The organism is Jeotgalibaca sp. A122, assembly GCF_052266715.1.
Classification (GTDB): domain Bacteria; phylum Bacillota; class Bacilli; order Lactobacillales; family Aerococcaceae; genus Jeotgalibaca.
On sequence record NZ_JBQPRB010000025.1, the window covers coordinates 1 to 626 of the forward strand.

The following is a 626-nucleotide window of genomic DNA, read 5'->3' on the forward strand; positions in this document are numbered from 1 at the left end:
CATACGCATACAACGAGTGGCATCGCCGAAATGACTTACCTCAAGGCAGTGGAAGCCGGTGCAGACATCATTGATACGGCAATTTCACCATTTTCAGGCGGAACGAGCCAACCCGCAACTGAATCGGTTGCCATTGCATTGGAAGAACTTGGCTACGATTGTGGGCTTGATCAAGAAAAATTGAAAGAAATTGCGGATTATTTCCGGCCGATCAAGGAAGAGTTTCGTAAGGATGGCATCCTGAACCCCAAAGTTATGGATGTTGAACCCAATACATTGCTTTATCAAGTACCCGGTGGGATGTTGTCCAATTTACTGTCTCAATTAAAAGATGCCAAACAAGAGGACAAATATGAAAAAGTGCTGCGGGAGGTGCCGGTGGTGCGTGCTGAATTAGGTTATCCGCCATTAGTAACACCGTTATCCCAAATGGTCGGAACCCAAGCGGTCATGAATGTTTTGAGCGGCGAGCGCTATAAGATGATTCCCAAGGAAATCAAAGACTATGTAAAAGGACTTTATGGCCAACCCCCAGCTCCAATTTCAGAAGAAATGACTGAAAAAATCATTGGGAATGAGGAAGTTCTGACGGTTCGTCCGGCAGACTTGCTGGAACCTAAAATGGC

Annotated in this window: 1 pseudogene; it reads left to right on the forward strand. The window is 45.8% G+C overall.

The features are described 5' to 3' along the window. Window positions 1–626 (forward strand): annotated as a pseudogene (locus ACTU7M_RS11495) (oxaloacetate decarboxylase subunit alpha); the annotation flags it as partial.